The 16,106-nt window shown below is 72.0% G+C and carries 14 protein-coding genes; 8 read left to right on the top strand and 6 right to left on the bottom strand.

Annotated elements, in window-relative coordinates:
- The first annotated feature begins 127 nt into the window (after positions 1-127).
- From IEY91_RS31630 to IEY91_RS42045, 3 genes are read left to right on the top strand one after another with little or no spacing between them, the layout of a single operon-like run.
- A complete protein-coding gene (locus IEY91_RS31630) occupies positions 128-973 on the top strand; it encodes a helix-turn-helix domain-containing protein (RefSeq protein WP_164327520.1) in 846 nt (281 codons plus the stop codon).
- Positions 970-1,764 (top strand): SAM-dependent methyltransferase, encoded by a 795-nt coding sequence (locus IEY91_RS31625; RefSeq protein ID WP_189176590.1) that lies wholly within the window; start codon positions 970-972, stop codon positions 1,762-1,764. Before IEY91_RS31630 ends, IEY91_RS31625 begins: the two co-directional genes overlap by 4 nt.
- Positions 1,761-3,407: a helix-turn-helix domain-containing protein gene (locus IEY91_RS42045; RefSeq protein ID WP_229697344.1), complete on the top strand. Its 1,647-nt coding sequence runs from the start codon at positions 1,761-1,763 to the stop codon at positions 3,405-3,407. The genes IEY91_RS31625 and IEY91_RS42045 overlap by 4 nt, the downstream gene beginning before the upstream one ends.
- A gap of 61 nt (positions 3,408-3,468) precedes the next feature.
- Here the strand turns inward: IEY91_RS42045 and IEY91_RS31610 are convergent, their stop codons facing one another.
- From IEY91_RS31610 to IEY91_RS31600, 3 genes are all read right to left on the bottom strand, one after another.
- Complete coding sequence (locus tag IEY91_RS31610) at positions 3,469-4,521, bottom strand: Glu/Leu/Phe/Val dehydrogenase family protein (RefSeq protein ID WP_189176589.1); 1,053 nt, start codon at positions 4,519-4,521, stop codon at positions 3,469-3,471.
- 72 nt (positions 4,522-4,593) lie between these two features.
- Positions 4,594-5,889: an aminotransferase class V-fold PLP-dependent enzyme gene (locus IEY91_RS31605; protein WP_189176588.1), complete on the bottom strand. Its 1,296-nt coding sequence runs from the start codon at positions 5,887-5,889 to the stop codon at positions 4,594-4,596.
- A gap of 115 nt (positions 5,890-6,004) precedes the next feature.
- Positions 6,005-6,850: an alpha/beta hydrolase gene (locus tag IEY91_RS31600; protein ID WP_189176629.1), complete on the bottom strand. Its 846-nt coding sequence runs from the start codon at positions 6,848-6,850 to the stop codon at positions 6,005-6,007.
- Positions 6,851-7,069: 219 nt separating this feature from the next.
- Between IEY91_RS31600 and IEY91_RS31595 the strand changes: the two genes are divergently transcribed.
- The 4 genes from IEY91_RS31595 (at position 7,070) to IEY91_RS31580 (ending at position 10,296) form a co-directional block, all read left to right on the top strand.
- The gene (locus tag IEY91_RS31595; RefSeq protein ID WP_373288061.1) at positions 7,070-7,549 is read left to right on the top strand and encodes a GNAT family N-acetyltransferase; all 480 of its coding nucleotides are present in this window, start codon (positions 7,070-7,072) and stop codon (positions 7,547-7,549) included.
- A 52-nt stretch (positions 7,550-7,601) separates the two neighbouring features.
- The gene (locus IEY91_RS31590) at positions 7,602-8,294 is read left to right on the top strand and encodes a TetR/AcrR family transcriptional regulator (RefSeq protein WP_229697343.1); all 693 of its coding nucleotides are present in this window, start codon (positions 7,602-7,604) and stop codon (positions 8,292-8,294) included.
- A 30-nt stretch (positions 8,295-8,324) separates the two neighbouring features.
- Entirely contained in the window at positions 8,325-8,927 is a 603-nt protein-coding gene (locus IEY91_RS31585) for a DUF2867 domain-containing protein (protein ID WP_164327515.1), read from the top strand.
- Between the two features lie 196 nt (positions 8,928-9,123).
- Positions 9,124-10,296 (top strand): trypsin-like serine peptidase, encoded by a 1,173-nt coding sequence (locus IEY91_RS31580; RefSeq protein WP_229697342.1) that lies wholly within the window; start codon positions 9,124-9,126, stop codon positions 10,294-10,296.
- 69 nt (positions 10,297-10,365) lie between these two features.
- Here IEY91_RS31580 and IEY91_RS31575 read toward each other — a convergent pair whose 3' ends face one another.
- Together IEY91_RS31575 and IEY91_RS31570 are read right to left on the bottom strand one after the other, a co-directional pair.
- Complete coding sequence (locus tag IEY91_RS31575; protein ID WP_229697341.1) at positions 10,366-12,690, bottom strand: collagenase; 2,325 nt, start codon at positions 12,688-12,690, stop codon at positions 10,366-10,368.
- Between the two features lie 248 nt (positions 12,691-12,938).
- Complete coding sequence (locus IEY91_RS31570; RefSeq protein ID WP_189176586.1) at positions 12,939-14,045, bottom strand: asparaginase; 1,107 nt, start codon at positions 14,043-14,045, stop codon at positions 12,939-12,941.
- 152 nt (positions 14,046-14,197) lie between these two features.
- On the opposite strand from IEY91_RS31570, the gene IEY91_RS31565 reads away from it, so the two are divergent.
- Entirely contained in the window at positions 14,198-14,665 is a 468-nt protein-coding gene (locus IEY91_RS31565) for an Lrp/AsnC family transcriptional regulator (protein WP_189176585.1), read from the top strand.
- A gap of 22 nt (positions 14,666-14,687) precedes the next feature.
- Here the strand turns inward: IEY91_RS31565 and IEY91_RS31560 are convergent, their stop codons facing one another.
- The gene (locus tag IEY91_RS31560) at positions 14,688-15,989 is read right to left on the bottom strand and encodes an alpha/beta fold hydrolase (RefSeq protein ID WP_189176584.1); all 1,302 of its coding nucleotides are present in this window, start codon (positions 15,987-15,989) and stop codon (positions 14,688-14,690) included.
- Between the last annotated feature and the right edge of the window lie 117 nt (positions 15,990-16,106).

Raw genomic sequence — 16,106 nt, 5'->3', positions numbered from 1 at the left:
TCATCTCCCGCTTCTGCCCGCGGCGTTGGTGATATCTCCTCACCCACTCAAAGGGTTGCGAACAGAGATTGCAAGCGACAAGGTGTGCAGTGTCCGCAAGTTGCGGTGAGTGCCGGAAGGAGAGTTCGTGGCCCGCGAAAGGTCAGGCCCGACCCTCGCGCACCTCGTTCTGGCCACCCGGCTGAAAATGTTGCGCGAGGCGGCGGGGCTGACGCGTCAGCACGCCGCGGACGCGCTCGGCGCCCATCCGGTGACCGTCCGCCGCATCGAGCAGGCCCAGACGTCCCTGGACGAGGGACAAGTCCGGTCGCTGCTGCGGGCGTACGGATTACCGGCCGCGGAGATCGACGAATTCCTCGGCAAGCTCGCGACGGCGAACCTCCCCGGCTGGTGGCATCCGTGGCGCGCCGCCATGGACCCGTGGCAGCTCGACCTGATGAGCGTGGAGTCCGCCGCCAGCATGATCCGCGCCTGGGAACCCGCCCTCGTCCCGGCCCTGTTGCGCACCCGGGCCTACGCCCGCGCCGTCGACGACGCCCTGCGTCCCGACCTGTCCGCCGCCGAGAAGGACGCGCGCACCGAACTGCTGATGATCCGTCAAGAACAGTTGCGGGCCCAGCAGACGCGCATCTGGGCCGTGATGTCGGCGGTGGCGCTGCACACCCGCGTAGGGGGCAGGGACGTCATGGCCGAGCAGGTGGCGGCGCTGCGGGCCGCCGTCGACGGGCCCGACGTGACCTTGCAGATCCACCCCCTGGACGGGCCGCCGCACGCCCTGACCGGCACCCCCGCGATCACCGTCTACAGGGTCGAGGCACGGGAGATTCCCGACCGCGTGGTCCGGGAGGGCGGCCCGGCCGGCAGCGCCGACGTGTGGGACGCGTCCGCGACCGTCACCGACTACCGCCTGCTCCTTGACTACTCCTGTGCCATCGCCCTCCACCCCGACAAGTCGAAAGAGGCACTGTCTTGACCGAGCCCACCGACCCCCAGCAGATAGACACCTCCGTCGCCCACAGCGCGCGCGTCTGGAACTACTGGCTGGGCGGCAAGGACTGGTTCCCCGCCGACCAGGCCGCGGGCGACGCCTACCGCGACAAGTACCCGCTGATCGAGCCGATGGCCCAGGAGTCGCGCGGCTTCCTCATCCGCACCGTGACATGGCTGGCGAGGGAGGCCGGGATCCGGCAGTTCCTCGACGTCGGCGCCGGCCTGCCGACGGCCAACAACACCCACGAGGTGGCACAGCGCATCGCGCCCGACTGCCGGGTGGTGTACGTCGACCACGACCCGCTGGTCCTGCTGCACGTCCACGCGATGCGCAAGAGCACGCCCGAGGGCGCCATGGACTACGTACTCGCGGACATGCGCGACACGGACGCCGTCCTGGAGGGCGCGGCCAAGACCCTGGACATGACCCAGCCCGTCGCCCTGGTGATCAACGATGTGCTCGGCCACATCGTCGACTGGGACGAGTGTCTCTCCCTCGTACGGCGCCTCATCGCGCGCCTTCCCGCGGGCAGCTACGTGTCCCTGAGCCACTCCACCGCCGCGGACGACAAGCACCGGGAGGTGCAGGAGGCGTACAACAGCTCCGGCGCCATTCCGTACATCTTCCGTGAGCCGGAGCAGACGGTGGCCTTCTTCGAGGGCCTTGAGCTGGTCGAGCCCGGCTATGTGTCCTGGCCCAACTGGCGGCCCGAAGCGACCACCGGCCGCCTGACCGTGCGTGCGGGCTGGGGCGGCGTCGCACGGATCTCATGACGGCGAGCGGCGCGGGCCGCCCGCAGCACGCGGGGCCCGCGCCCTCCGCCGCCGGGCAGGACCTGCCGAGCCAGGTGCTGCGGCGGCTCACACGGGCGGCCGCCCACTCCGGCGCGGCGCTGATCGCCGAGGCGGCCGAGCTGACCGACGGCTGGGCCGTCCTGGTGGACCCGGTGGCCGGTGCCGTCCACAGCACCCCGCACTCGGCCGGGCCCGAGGGCGAGCGCGCGGCCGCGCACCCGCAGACCCACCCGCACCTCACCATCCATCAGGTGACCGACGCCGCGGGCACCGTCCTCGTCCTCGGCCCGCGCAGGACGCCCGCCTCCCAGGCGGGCCTGATCGCGCGGGCCACCGCCGACCTGCTGCGGGTGCGGGCCCGGCGGGCGGACGAGGTGCGCGGCGCCGAACAGCGCCTGCACTCCGCCGTGCTGCGCCTGCTCCTGCACGGCCACCACCCCCTGGCCGCCGACGTGCTGGGCGGCACCGCCGCCACGCAGCTCACGCACGCCACGGTGTACCGGCTCACCGGGCGCGCCGTGCACACCGCCTACCAGGCGCTGTGGCGGGCGGCGCAGCCCGGCACGTCCCTCGGCGGCACGCGCATGCTCCTCTGCCTGGACGGGGCCGAGTTGGTGGTCGTCGCCCTGCACGGCGCACACGACGAGCACAACTCGCTGCTCTCCCTCGTGGCCCGCGTCGCCGACCGCCACCATCTGGCGGGCGGGGCAGCGGATTCCGCGCCACTGGACATGTTCGCCACCGCCTGGGCCGAGGCGGGCACGGCACGCAACAGCGCCACCGTCGGCTGCCTCACCTCCGCGACCGGCCTCGGTGCGCACGGGCTGCTGCGCGTCGTACCGACGGACCGGCTCGCCGCGTGGTCCGCGGCCGTCCTCAAGCCCCTGGACCGCGAGCAGCGCCGCACCCTGGAGGCATGGCTCCGCTCGGGCTCCGCTCTGTCCGCCGCGCAGGCCCTCGACGTGGCGGAGGGAACGGTACGCACCCGACTGCGCGGCATCCGAGCGCTGCTCGCGGCCGACCTGGACGACCCGACGGTGCAGGCCCAACTGCTCCTCGCGCTACGGGCCCCGGCCGCCGCGGGACCGACGACCGCCGCGGAACCGACAGCCGCTGCGGGACCGACGACCGCCGCCGACCCGACGGGCACACCCCCGTCGACGGACGCTCCCCCGCAGACGACCGCTCCCCCACCTCCCCCACCTCCGAACTCACCTTCAGCCTCACCCCCGCAGCCGACCCCGCCCACCCCCACGACCACGGCCCCGCCGACCCGACTGCGCCCCCACCCGCCCCTGCCCGCCGACCTGCTCACCCCCGAACACTCCGACCGCTGGGCGTCCGCGCTGCTCGAACCGCTGGACACCCGCCTGCGCATCGCGCTCCGCTGCTGGCTCGGCCACCGCGGCCGCACCGCCCCGGCCGCCGCCGCGCTCGGCCTGCACCGGACGACCCTCACGACCTGGCTCGCCGAGTGCGGCCGACTCCTCGCCCTGGACCTGTCGTCGGCGACGACCAGGACGGAGCTGCACCTGGCGGTGGAGACGAGCGCGACGCCCGAGGAGGTACCGGCGGCGCTGCCACGGCGTGGGGGCAGGACGTATCGAGGGGTGCGCCACTAGTCGTACGCCAATTGACCTGGGCTGACTGCCAGTTGGCCGCCTCGCGAAGGGACGGGGCACGTCAGCGTGCGCGGAGTCGTGCCCTCGCCTGCGTGAGCGCGGCCTCCGTCGGGGGTACGCCGGAGCGGCGCGCGTGCTCGATGACCGTGGCGACGCGCTCGCCGACCTGGCGGACCCGGTGCTCGGCTCGGGCGTCGTCGTGGCCGAGGAGCCGTTCCTCGAGGAAGACCAGGCCGCCCGCGTTGACGCAGAAGTCGGGCGCGTAGAGGATTCCGCGGGCCTCCAGCGCGGCGGCGTGCTCGGGGGCGGCGAGTACGTTGTTCGCGCCGCCCGCGATGATCCGGCAGCGCAGCTCGGGCAGCGTACGGTCGTTGACGACGCCTCCGAGGGCGCAGGGGGCGAGGACGTCGCACTCGGTGATCGCGGCGGTCGCGGGGTCGACGACGCGTGCTCCGACGGCTCGGGCGACGGCGGCGGCCCGTCGCGGGTCGATGTCGGACACCAGCAGCTCCGCGGACTCCGCCGCCAGGAGGCGGGCGAGGGCGGCGCCCACGTTGCCCGCGCCCTGGACGCACACCCGCACGCCCCGCAGGCTCCCGTCGCCGCCGGTGGCGCGGAGGCACGCCCGTATCCCTTCGAGGACACCGAGCGCCGTCATCGGCGAGGGATCGCCGTCGGCGCAGACCGGTGCGGCTTCGGTGCCGATCACCTTCAGGTCGGCCTGCGTGGTGCCCACGTCGTTGACGGGGATGAAGCGCCCGCCGAGGGTGGCGACGAAGCGGCCGTGGGCGCGCAGCAGCGCCTCGGTCTTGTCGTGTGCGGGGTCGCCGATGACGACGCTCCAGCCGCCGCCGAGAGCGAGGCCCGCGGCCGCGGCCTTGAGGGTCATGGCCTCCGCGAGCCTCAGGCCGTCTTCGAGGGCGGCGGTCTCGGTCTCGTACGGGTGCATGCGGACGCCGCCGAGGGCGGGGCCGAGCGTGGTGTCGTGGATGAGGACGAGGGAACGCAGCCCGGTCTGCGCGTCGTGGTTGAACAGTGCCTGCTCGAAGCCGCCGGACCGGAGCCGGTCGAAGATCGTGGAGGTTGTCCGTCCATCGTCGATCGTGGAGGTCATGCGTCCATCGTCGCAACGGCCACTGACAACTCCGGTCAGGGCGCGGATTGGAGGGGACCCACTGCCGACGGTTCAGCGGGCGATGTCGGCGATCGCCGTCAGCGCGGTGTCGACGTCGTCGGGTGAGTTCATGATGCCGGTGCCCATGCGCGGGTACGGGCGGTCGAGGTTGGACGCGTGGGACAGCCTGACCTTTCGCTCGGCGGCGAGCGCCACGACCTCTTCGTGGCCGCGGCCGCGCACGCTGAAGCAGGTGATGCCCGCGGACATCTCGGGTGCCGAAGGCGTGTGCAGCGTCACGCCCGGGATGCGGGCCAGACCTCGCTTGGCCCGGGTGGAGAGTTCGGTGATGCGGCCGGCGACACGGGCCCGGCCGAGCGCCTGGTGGAAGGCGACGGACACCGGAAGGGCGAAGGCGTGCTCGAAGGCCAGGAAGCCGCCCGGGGACAGGGGCGCCGCCCCACCGCCCTGCATGAAGCTCGCGAACGTCGGCCGCACTTGGTCGAGCGTCTGGGGAGACACGCACACCAGTCCGGTGCCGCGGGGCCCGAACAGCCATTTGTGCGTTCCGGCGACCAGGATGTCGGCTCCCATACGTGCCCCGTCGTCGTCGACGGCGGCCAGTCCGTGCACCCCGTCGACGACCAGGAGACAGCGGTCGGCTTCTGCGCGGCCCTCATTGGCCTTCCGTACGACCTCGGCGATCTGACGCACCGGCATCCGCAGCCCGGTGCTGGACTGCACCCAGGTGACGCCAAGGACCCTGGTGTCGGGACGGATCTGCTCGCGGATCGTGCGTGTGATCTCCTCGGCGGTGGCCTGTGCCGGGTCGTGGAACCACGAGCACAGCCGCACTCGGGCACCGTGCTTGTCCGCTGCAAGCCGGGCGGCTTCCACGTGGGAGTGGTGGTCGTTGCCGCTCAGCACGTACTCCTGACCGGGCTTGGTGCGCACCCCGTTGTAGACCACGCCCAGGCCGACGGTAGTGCTGGTGGTCATCGCGAGGTGCTCGGGCCGCGCCCCCAGGTAGTCGGCCAGGGCGGCCCTGACCCGCGGCCACCCGGTCGGGCCGTCGGGCAGGGAAAGGCCCACGGTGACCGACAGCGGGTTGGCGTCGATCTGCCGGCACAGGTGCTCCACCGCCGCACGCACCACGCGCGGTTGCGGCGCCAGATAGAACGTCGCCAGATTGACCCAGCCGGGCTCCAGCCGGAACTGCGCCCGCACCGCGCCCCAGTCCGGCCGCCCGTCCACGCCGACCGGCGGCTCCCCCGCCACGCCAGAGGGGGCCGCCCCGGCAGGCACACCCAGTGCCGCGACGGCCGCCGCCCCGACGGGCGCCGCCAGCACATGCCGCCTACTGACCATGGCTGCTCCCGTGCCCGTCGGAACCACCCTGCCCGCAAGAAAGAAACATGAGCTCCTTCCTACCCGCGAGCAGCGCACGGGAATACAAAAGGCGGGTTTCGCCCACAAACTGCCCCTACATGGCCAGTTCACCCAGGACGCGGGCCGCCGGTGCCGGGTCGACCAGCCACTTCAGGTGGCTGCCCGCGAGGGTGCGGACGTCGTAGGGGTTGTCCGGCGTGAGCTCGTCGCCCTCGCGGATCAGCCGGTCCTGCAGGGCGAGCGGCATGCTCGTGTCGTCGGCGAGGCGCACGTAGGTCTTCGGGATGCGGCCCCAGGTCTCGGCCTGCGCCCGGTCGGCGGAGGTGCCGACGTCCAGGTTCTCGTCGGGCTGGAAGGTGTTGAGGAAGGTCAGGAACTCCTCGTCGGTGCCGTCGGCGAGGAAGGCCGCCTTGAACGCCGCCAGGGCGTCGGGGTCCGCGGTGCGGAAGTTGACGCGGAGCAGGCCGAGTTCGGCCGGGTTCCCGGCCATCGCCAGGGCCAGGGAGGCGGCGTCGACCGTGGCCATCTCGGGCTCGGCGTAGTAGTCGCCGACGTCGAGGAGGACCGGGCACCAGGCGGAGACGTAGACGATGCGGTCGATGAGGTCGGGGCGCGCGTTGGCCGCGGCGGTCGCCGTGATGCCGCCGCGGCTGTGCGAGACGAGTACCACGGGACCGTTCTGCTTGGCCCGCTCCAGGATCCCGATCAGGTGCGCGACGTTGTCCGCGAGCGTGACGCCCTTGATCGAGCCGGGCGCGGCGGCCAGCCCCTCGGGGTCCTGCGGCGTCTGGTAGGCGCGGGTGTACGTCGCCGCGAAGCCGTGGCCGGGCAGGTCGACCGCGACCGAACGGTGGCCGAGGAGGCCGAGTTCGGCCTGGAGCGGCGCGAAGGAGAAGGAGTTCGCGAAGGCTCCATGAACCAATACGAAGGTCGGCTGCATCTGTGTGCTCACTTTCAGGCCCTTGTCCTGCGCGCCGCCCTCACTCCATGACAGTGCGCGAACTGCTGTCCGGTTTCCGGTGGTGGTGCACATTACTCAAAAGATGATCATCCGCACTACCCGTACACCCGGTCCGGTCCGGGCCAGGCCGCAGCCCGCTGGCATACTCCCGCCGTGAATGCGCATACAAGTGCGAGTACGGAGTCGGACGCGATACCGATGCCCCAGCCGGTACCCGGCTTCCAGGCGGACCGGTGCGTGCAATGGGCCATGCGCCCCGCCGCACCGACGGACGTCGAGGCGATCGCTGAGCTGCGGGCGACGGTGCTGCGCCGAGACCTGGAGCGTCTCGGCCGGTTCGACGAGCACCGGGTCCGGCAGCGGCTGCGGGATTCCTTCTCCCCCGAGCACACCTCCGTCGTCTCGGCCGACGACGCCTTCGCGGGCTGCGTCACCTTGCGGCCGGCGGAGGACGGGCGGCGGCTGGAGCACTTCTACCTCACCCCCGACGTCCAGGGCCGGGGGCTCGGCTCGGCCGTCCTGCGCACCTTGCTTGGCCGGACCGATGCCGACGGCCTGCTCGTCCGCCTGAACGTCCTGCAGGGCAGCGCCGCCCAGCGGTTGTACGAGCGTCACGGGTTCACCGTGGAGGCCGAGGACCCTGTCGACGTCTACATGGTGCGACGGCCAGGCGGCTAGGTACGACCGTTCGAGCTCGGCATGCTGATCGCGGCACCAAAAACATACACACATGCATGTACGATTGCTGTCGACGGACGGGCAACTGACCTCCGTACAGCAGGACTTCGACCATTCGATGCGACGACCGAGCGGAGCAGCCATGCGGACCCGCGCCACCCAGGCCGATCGCAGCGCGCGCTCGCGCACCGCGCTGCTCGAATCGGCCGCACGCGGCCTGTCCCGCCACGGATACGGCCATCTCAAGCTGGAGCAGGTGGCCCGCGAGGCCGGATACACGCGCGGTGCGCTCTACCACCAGTTCAAGGACAAGCAGGACCTGGCCCTGGCCGTGTGCGCGTGGTTCCGCGAGACCTACTGGCACGAGGTGGCGCGTCACGTCGAGCAGGAGCCGGAGCCCGTGGCGGCGCTGCTCACCCTCGCGCGCGGCCACGCGGTCTTCTGCCGGCGTGACGTGGCGCGCGTACCGATCGCGCTGCGCCTTGAGTTCAGCGGGCAGGACCATCCCGTCGGGCGCGAGGTCGAGCGGAACTACGAGACGCTCCTCACCCGCTGCGCCGGCCTCATCGACGCCGGGCGCGCGGCGGGCACGATACCGCCCGGCCGGCCGACCAGGGCCCTCGCGCTCGCCTTCGTCGGCGCGCTCGAGGGGACCGTGATCGCGCTGGCCGGCCAGGCCCCTGACGACGAGCTGTTCGCGGCGCGCGCCGTCGCGGGCGTACTGGGACTCACTCCCCCGTCGTAACCCGAAACCGAGCAGACGGAGGTTCCACGCATGAGGCTTCCCAACTCCGCGCACACGTCCCTGCCCTGGCGGATCCACGAGATCACGCCCGACTTCCGTCTCTACGACGTGTGGGCGCTGCCGACGCCGGGCGGCCCCGACGACTTCCCGCACCTGGTGCGGCAGACCACCCGGGGCGACACGTCCGACAACCCGTCCCGGATCGCCCGCGCGCTCTTCGCGATCCGCTGGAAGCTCGGGAAGCTGTTCGGCTGGGACAAGCCCGGCTCCGGCGTCGGCTCCCGGGTGGCCACACTGCGGGACCGGCTGCCGGACGATCTGCGCGACGGTCCCGCCGGGCCGCAGTTCGGCAGCCTGCCCTTCCGCTCGGTCTTCCTGACGGACAACGAGTGGGCGTCGGAGATCAGCAACCGGACCATGCACGGGGTGATGCACCTGGGCTGGGTCCCGGACGGTGCGGGCGGCTACCGCGGCCAGATGGCGGTGTTGGTCAAGCCCAACGGCCTGTTCGGGAAGGCCTACATGGCCGCGATCGCGCCGTTCCGGCACCTGTTCGTCTACCCGCCCCTGATCCGGGGCATCGCCGCCGAGTGGCGGGCCGACCCGCCTCAAGGGGCGAAGCCCGCGGCCTAGTTCGTGGCAGCGGTGCCGAGGAGCTCGGGCGGCCCAGCCACACTGGGCCCCCGAGAAGACGTTCCCTCGGGGGGGGCGCTGGCCGGTACACCCCTCACGGATTGTCATGTCCACACCTATTCTTCTTGGTGCGTCGAAGCGGTCGCGCGTTACCGCGCAGCGGTCCGCTTCGGGCCAACCCACCGAGGAGGTACCCGTGTTGAGACGCATCATCGTGGCCGCCGCTCTAGTGGCCACGACCATCCTGGTTCCGGTCGCCCCGACGGCGGCGGGCGAATCCGCGCCGCCCCGCGCCCAGCCCGCCCCGATCCCCACCGTCGGCGAGGAGAAGGCGGTCGATCTCGAGCTCGGATCCGCCGGCAACCCGGCCCGGCAGGAGATCCGGCACCGCGGAGCGGCGTACGTCAAAGTGCACTTCGCCCGGCTGAAGCTCGCCCCCGGCGACTCCGTGACGGTGGCGGACCCGACCGGACGCGAGGTGCACACGTACCACTCCGATCCGACGCTCAAGGCCGCCGCGCGCGGCGACGCGAGCTTCACCCGGCACGGCCGCACCGGCTTCGCCGCGATGTCGGTCGACGGCGACACCGCCGTGGTCACCCTGCACACCCGCGGAAAGCGGGGTTCGCAGGCCTCGATCGACCGCTACTGGCGCGGCTACAGCGAGGCGGAGATCACCGCCAACAACCCGCGCAGCGTGTGCGGCGCCGACGGCCGCCGTGACGCGGTCTGCTACCGCACCAGCCATCCCGCGCAGTACGCCGCCTCGCGCGGAGTGGCCCGCATGCTCAAGAACGGCGGCGGCTGGTGCACGGCCTGGCGCGTGGGCCGGGGCAACCACATGATGAGCAACAACCACTGCGTGAAGAATCAGGCCGAACTCGACACCATGGAGGTGCAGTTCGACTACGACTGCGCCACCTGCGGCGGCAACAACCCGCGTCCCGGCACCAAGGTCGGCGCCAACGCCCTGCTCCGCACCTCGCCGGCGCTCGACTTCTCGCTGTTCAGCGTGGACAACTTCGACCAGATCGCCCAGTTCGGCACCCTGTTCCTGGAGACCCGCGCCCCGATCGCCAACGAGCGGGCCTACATCGCGGGCCACGGCGACACCAAGCCGAAGCGCATATCGATCTACGAGGAGAGTGACGGCGGAGCGTTCTGCGGAGTGCGGAACCCCCAGCTCGGCACCGAGGACGTCGGGTACTCCTGCGACACCTCGGGCGGCAACTCCGGCTCCCCGGTCCTTGCCGGCTCGTCCCACAAGGTGATCGCCCTGCACTGGGGCGGCTCCTGCCCGCACAACGTGGGCACCCGCATGGACAAGATCTATCCGCAGATCCAGGACCTGGTGGACAACCGCCCCTAGCCGGTGGTGCCGGACCGTGGCCGTCCACGGTCCGGCACCGCACGGGCTGCTTGCCCGATCCGCGGGACGTCAGCCCCGCAGCGGGCCCTCACAGCGGAAGTCCGCCGAGCCCGCGCTGCCGTCGGACCAGATGTCCACCTCGCCGAACGAGCAGTTCATGTCGGTGAGGTTGTTCTCGCCGCCCTTGGCCCGGTCGAGGATGAAGTAGTCGACCGTCTCGGACATGTCCTTGAAGACGAGGTCCTTGTTGCCCGAGTCGCTGAGCCGGGCCGTGATGCGTCCCGTGCAGGCGAAGGCCGGGCGGTCCTGCGAGCCGCCGGGGGCGCACTGCGTCGCGCTTCCGGTCGTCGCCTTGATGGAGTCGCGGACCTGGTCGGCCGAACCGGCGCGGAGCTGGTCGACGGGCACGTATTTGGTGTCCGGCACGAACAGGTCGTCGACCTTCTTGATCTGCTCGTCGAGGAACGCGTCGTACTCGCGCTGCAGGTTGCCGTCCCCGCCGAGGCGGTTGCGCCAGGCGTCGAAGGCCGCCGGGTCGTTGGCGCGCAGCAGCCGGTACATCTCCTTGAGCTGCGCGGGACGCTTGGCCCACAGGTACTCGAAGAACGTGCCCGCGTAGTTGTAGAAGCGGAAGCCGTCGCCTTCGTACGTGGCGTGCAGGATCTGGTTCACGGACATCCGCGGGCCGCCGTTGGCCGTGTCGGCGATGATGCCCTTGACCAGGGACTTGCGGACCTTGATGCCGTCGTCGCGGGTGGCTCCGTCGAAGAACTCGGCGGTGCCCTCGTCCATCGCCGTGGTGCGGTCGCCCTGGTACCAGGGGCCCTCGCCGAAGAAACCGGGCACGGCCCAGCGGCCGTTGAGGTAGTGCGTGTACTCGTGCCGGAACAGCTCTTCGAGGGTGAGTGAGGAGTCCTGGGGGACGCGGCGCTGGTAGGTGTAGAACGTGGCGCCCTGCTCGATGTACATGCCGCCGTTGTCGGTGCTCAGGCCGGTCAGGAGCGGCTGGAAGTTCTCGTACTCGGCGCGGGAGGCGTAAAGGACCACGCGCAGGCTGGAGTTGGGGTCGCCCGCCAGGGGTTCCGTGGAGCCGACCACGCGGTGGAACTGCGCCTTGACCTGCTTGCTCGCGTAGTAGAGCTGGTCGATGGTGGCGCGGTCGAGCGCGGAGCGCACCACGATGCCGTCCGTGCCCGCCTTGCCGTAGTTGTCCGTGCGGGGGAACAGGAGCTTCTCGATGTCCTCGCGGCACACCTTGTACGGGGCGCAGGCCTCGAACTCGACCAGCCAGGTGGCCACCTTCGCCCACGGGGCGCTGAGGGCACCGAAGTTGCGGGATGTGACGTCGAGCAGCGGGCCGAGGCCCGAGACGATCTCGGCGCGGAGCGTGTCGACCTGGCCCATGCGGCCGTACTCGAGGAGGGTGTCGCGCACCAGCCAGGCGTTGTCCGTGCCCTTCAGGTGGGTGTGGCCCGCGAACGCCTTGAAGGCGGCGCGGTAGGAGGGGTCCTTGGTCACTGCGGCATGGAAGGCGGTGTCCTTGTTGCCGGGGTAGATGCCGAGGTAGTTCAGGGAGAGGCCGGCGAGCGCGGCCCCGGCCCAGCCGCGGTCCTTGTGGGTGCCCGGCCGGTTGGCGTCCATGGTCTTCAGGACCCGCTTGATGAGCGGCAGTTGGTGCTGGCGCAGGCCGGGCGCGCTCGCCGCGTACAGGGCCTCGCGCAGCGTCTCGGCGTTGGTGGCTGTCACGTCGAAGGTACGGGCGGCCGAGCCGAAGGCGTCGATGGCCCCCCGCATGGCGGCGACGGTCGGCGGGTCGGTCACGTCGATCTCGTCGCGGGAGAAGTCGTGGTACGCGACGGCGTGCAGGTAGGTGAACATCTCAAGGAGGTGGCTGCCGTTCTTGCCGTCGTGGCTCGCGGCGAGCGAGCTGATGCGACGGGAGACGGCCTGGACGTGCGCGTCCGACATGACCGGGGCGAGGCGCTGGTCCCAGGTCCAGATCAGTGAGCGCAGACAGCCCTCCGCGGTGACGGCGGGGTCGGCGAGGAAGTCCGCGAAGGCTTCCGGGGACAGCCGGGTGACGTCGTCGAGGGTGCAACCGGCCGCCGCCGACTTGTGCTTGGGCTTGGGTGTACGCGCGCCGGGGACGCGGCCGTCGGTGAGGCCGCCGGGCGCCGGGATGACGCGGGCGGAGGGCTTGGGCGCCTTGGCGCGGCGGTCGGCTCTGTCGTGCGGATCGGGTGCGGCCGGGCCCGCGGGGGCGGCGGCCGGGCGTATCGGGTCGGGTGACGCGGACGGGGTGTCGGCCATCCCGAGTGGGGCGGCCGTGGCGCACAGGGTCACCGCGGTCGCGACGGTGAGCAGGGATCTGCGCAGGGTTCTCGAACGAAACACAGAGGGCTCCCAGGGTGGGGGTTCTAGGGAAAGCACGCGGGCAGCCGGCATCGCACGCCAACTGCCGTGCTCCTGATGGCATTTGGCGGCTCCGCTTACCCGAACGCGGTCCGCCATGTGACGCGTAACGTAGTAATGTGAAATTGCACTGACAAGGGGTCAGTCGCTCCGTTATCCAGCTGTGTCCCAACTGGGCGGGTGTCATCGGTGGGGCGAACGCACCCCAAAGGGGCGCGGGCGGACAGCGGTCAGGCGGCCGGAGCGGACTCCGGGCGGCTCTCGGGGGCGCCCAGGAGATGCCGGAGCAGCGCGCTCCGCCGCTCCGGCACGACGCCCGCCGCGTCCGCCACGCCCTCCGCCTCCGCCACGCCCTCCGCGTCCGCAAGCAGCGTCGCGAGCACGGCGATCCGCGCCTGCCCGGCGCGCAGCGTGCCGGTGAGGACCGCGCCCGCCGCGACCAAGTCCACTGCCCCGCCGCCGGTGTAGACCTCGGCGACAGGACCGGCGTGCACCCGCGTCGTGACGGCCACCAGGACGCCGCGCGTCACGGCCGCCGCGACGCTCTCGGCGAACTGCGGCGTCGCGTTGCCCGTCCCGGTGGCGACGAACACGATGCCGCGCGCGCCGGCCGCGACCGCTGCGTCCAGGAGCAGCGGGTCGGCGTCGGAGTGGTGCGTCACGATGTCGACGCGCGGCAACTCCACGGGCTCGCCCGCCGCCAGGGCGCGCGCGGCGCTCGGCAGCAGCAGGGGCCGGGGCCGCTCGGGGCGCCGGGCGATGTCCACGCGGTGGAAGCCGAGCCGCCCGACGAGCCGCGCGGACGGGTCGGCGAAGGGGTGGGCCGCCAGGGTCTGTGTCTTCACCGTTCCTCGGGCCGCGTGCACGATGCCGTCGAAGGCCACGAGCACACCCAGGTCCCGTACGCGTGCGGCGACTTGGAGGGCGTCGTAGACATTGCCGGGGCCGTCGCTGTCGGCGGAGCCGAGGGGGCGCTGGGCGCCGGTGAACACCACCGGGCGCGGGTCCGCGTGGTGCAGGTCGAGCAGGAAGGCCGACTCCTCCAGGGTGTCCGTGCCGTGGGTGACCACGACCCCTGCGACCTCGGGGTCGGCGAGCGCCTCGTGGACCGCGTGCAGCAGCGCGAGCTGCCTGGCGGAGGTCATGCGGGAGCTGTTGACGTTGAACAGGTCGACGACCTCGGGAATGACGCCGTCCGGCACGGCCACCCCGGCGAGCACCTCGTCGCCACCGGCGTCCGCGGCGTACCCGGCGCCCTGCCAGCGGCTGGCGATCGTGCCACCGGTACTGATGACGACGACCCGTCGAGGGGCGGTCGGGGATGTCAGGTACGTCATGGGGGTGTGCCTGCCTCTCCGGGTCACGGGCCGACGGACCATCGGGCCAACACGCCAATGGGCCAACGCGCCGCAACAATAGGGCAGATGGCGAGCAATCGGCTTGCGAAATCCACCCTCGAAGCCGGGTACGTGCGGTGCATGATTGCGCCATGGACCGAATCGATCGCGATATCTTGCGTGAGCTCCAGAACGACGGTCGGCTCAGCAACCAGGAGCTCGCGCAGCGGGTCGGCCTCAGTGCCTCGCCGTGCCTGCGGCGGGTGCGGCAACTGGAGCAGGACGGCGTGATCCGCGGGTACCGGGCGGTCGTCGATCCGGAGGCGGTCGGCCGCGGCTTCGAGGTGCTCGTCTCGATAGAAGTGCGCCGTGACCGGGCGACGGTGGAGGCGTTCGAGGCGGCGCTGCAGGACATCCCGGACGTCATCGAGGCCTACCGCCTCTTCGGCAGCCCGGGGTGCCTGCTGCGCATCGCGGTCGCCGACCTGGCGGCGTACGAACGCCTGTGGATCGAGCGGCTCACGTCCCTGGACGGGGTCTCCGAGGTCAACTCGCAGATCATCATGAAGCGGGTCAAGGAGCCGCGCGGCCTGCCGGTCGGCCCCGGCGGTCAGCCGTGAGGCTCCCCGGCAGGCGTGGCGCTCAGCCGGCCTCGCGTGCCAGCTCCATCAGGCGGGACAGGACACGGCCGCCCGAGGCCGTGATGCCGTCGTGCTCCCACTCGTTGGTGACCCAGACGCGGGTGCTGCCCACGGCGCGGGCGGTGGACAGGGAGAGTCCGGCGTCGACGTACATGTCGTCGTAGTAGACCGCGGCCGCCAGGGGGACCTTGTTGGCGGCGAGGGCGGCGCGGTCGTACAGAGGGGACCAGTCGGTCTTGTCGGCCAGGATGTCGGCGGCGTCGGCGAAGGGACGCAGGGCCCTGATCTCGCGGAACATCCACGGGTAGATCATCTCGCCGGTGAGCAGCAGGGGGTCCGCGTCATCGGCGAACTCCGGCAGGCCTGACAGGGCGCGGTCGGCAGCCCAGCGGGTGGCGAAGGACCCCTGGCCGTAGATCGTCTCCTGGAGGACGGCGAAGAGCGGGTTGTCGTGGAAGCCGGTCACGTTCATGACCTGGTGGAGGAAGGTGTCGCTGAGTTCGCCGTGGGCGTCGAGGGCCTCGTCGAGGAGCCAGTGCACGCGCTCGAAGCCGTCACCCATGCCGAAGGCGAGGCCGAGGGCGCGCAGGCGGCGGACGGTGAGGCGGTCGCCGTCGGGCAGCCGGACGTCGGTGGTGGCGAGCAGGTCGGCGATGCGGCGCAGCCGGTCCGCGTCGTCGGGGTAGCGGGCGTAGAACTGCCGTACGCGGTCGCGGACTCGGGGATAGGTGCGGGCGTAGACGTCGTCGGCGGTCGCGTCGAGGCCGGGCAGGCCGCCGGTGACGTACGCCGCCTTCAGCGCGTGAGGGGCGCGGGAGAGGTAGGTGAGCGTGACGAAGCCGCCGTAGCTCTGGCCCAGGGTCTCCCAGGGCTCGTCGCCGCAGAGCCGGCGGCGGATGAGTTCGGCGTCGTCGACGATGGCGTCGGCGCGGAAGTGGGTGAGGTGGGCGGCGAGCCGCTTCGGGTCGGCGATCCGTGCGGCGGCGCGTGCGGTGACGGGGGTGGAGCGGCCGGTGCCGCGCTGGTCGAGCAGGAGCACCCGGTGGGTCTTCAGTGCCTGGTCGAGCCAGCCGGGCGAGCCGTGGGACGGCCGCGGCGACTTCCCGCCGGGACCGCCCTGCAGATACAGCAGCCAGGGCAGCTTCTCCCCAGCTCTCTCCCCCGCTCTCTCCCCGGCCCTCTCCCCCGCCCTGGACCGGGCGGCGACCTCCCGCGCGAAGACCTCGATGGTGGGTCCGTCGGGGCGGGCGTGGTCCAGGGGGACGGTGAAGACGTGATCGGTGGTGGCGTACGCGGGGTTCATGGGTTCCTTCGGGGGGGGCGGAGGCGGCGTGGGTGGTACGCGGTGCTTGGCGGCGTACGACGAACCTGGCGCGGCGATCCGGTCCCGAGGAGCCCTCAGCTGTGCGTGACGTGCCGT

The sequence above is a fragment of the Streptomyces lasiicapitis genome (assembly GCF_014646335.1).
In the GTDB taxonomy this organism is placed as follows: domain Bacteria; phylum Actinomycetota; class Actinomycetes; order Streptomycetales; family Streptomycetaceae; genus Streptomyces; species Streptomyces lasiicapitis.
Note: the sequence above shows the minus strand (reverse complement) of the source record. Positions and strands in the feature narration are given on the sequence as shown.

Coding starts and splice junctions, on each gene's coding strand:
- IEY91_RS31610 (WP_189176589.1), bottom strand. CDS start 4,521: ATGACCTCCACGATCGACGATGGACGGACAACCTCCACGATCTTCGAC.
- IEY91_RS31560 (WP_189176584.1), bottom strand. CDS start 15,989: ATGAACCCCGCGTACGCCACCACCGATCACGTCTTCACCGTCCCCCTG.
- IEY91_RS31570 (WP_189176586.1), bottom strand. CDS start 14,045: ATGACGTACCTGACATCCCCGACCGCCCCTCGACGGGTCGTCGTCATC.
- IEY91_RS31585 (WP_164327515.1), top strand. CDS start 8,325: ATGAGGCTTCCCAACTCCGCGCACACGTCCCTGCCCTGGCGGATCCAC.
- IEY91_RS31605 (WP_189176588.1), bottom strand. CDS start 5,889: ATGGTCAGTAGGCGGCATGTGCTGGCGGCGCCCGTCGGGGCGGCGGCC.
- IEY91_RS31565 (WP_189176585.1), top strand. CDS start 14,198: ATGGACCGAATCGATCGCGATATCTTGCGTGAGCTCCAGAACGACGGT.
- IEY91_RS31600 (WP_189176629.1), bottom strand. CDS start 6,850: ATGCAGCCGACCTTCGTATTGGTTCATGGAGCCTTCGCGAACTCCTTC.
- IEY91_RS31590 (WP_229697343.1), top strand. CDS start 7,602: ATGCATGTACGATTGCTGTCGACGGACGGGCAACTGACCTCCGTACAG.
- IEY91_RS31595 (WP_373288061.1), top strand. CDS start 7,070: ATGCCCCAGCCGGTACCCGGCTTCCAGGCGGACCGGTGCGTGCAATGG.
- IEY91_RS42045 (WP_229697344.1), top strand. CDS start 1,761: ATGACGGCGAGCGGCGCGGGCCGCCCGCAGCACGCGGGGCCCGCGCCC.